A 599-nucleotide genomic window follows, 5' to 3' on the forward strand; every position below is an offset into this window, starting at 1 on the left:
TTCTAAATGAATCCGACGATAACCATAATTTCCCTTATGTTCGATAAAAATGGATTGAATTTCAGCTTTAAGCTCTTGGTCCTTATCTGGTTTGTCTAGCTGTTTCAAGTGATAGTAGTAGGTCGAACGAGCTAGTTTAATGGCTTTTAGAAGAATATCTAACGAAAACTCAGTCATTAATTCTTGAACAATTTCTGTCTTTCTTCTTTCTCTTTTTCCTCCTTCAATCGGAGTTCTCTCAACTTTTTTAGGATGGCATTCTCCGCTCTCAGATACTCATTTTCTGCTTGAAGACGTTCTAATTCTGTCCTCTCTTCAGGTCTCTTTTTTGGCTTACGTCCCATTTTAGGTATTCTCCCTCTTGTTTTCTCAACAATAGTATACCCGTTTTTCTTGTATTGTGCTAGCCAATTAAGAAGTATCGTACGACTTGGGAGGCCGTATTCAAGTGAAACTCTATCTTTAGTCCAGCCTTCATGTAAGACTTTATTAATCATTTCTTGTTTTAAATCAGGAGAATAGTAACGATTTTTTCCTTTTTTGACGAACTCTATTCCGTAACGATCAATCAATTTAATCATGTACCTAATATTAGAATT

Annotated in this window: 1 pseudogene; it reads right to left on the bottom strand. The window is 35.2% G+C overall.

The features are described from left to right. Positions 1–599, bottom strand: a pseudogene (locus M1R56_RS10025) (IS3 family transposase); the annotation flags it as partial.

Origin of the sequence: Streptococcus sp. oral taxon 431, from assembly GCF_023115445.1 — a bacterium.
GTDB lineage: Bacteria > Bacillota > Bacilli > Lactobacillales > Streptococcaceae > Streptococcus.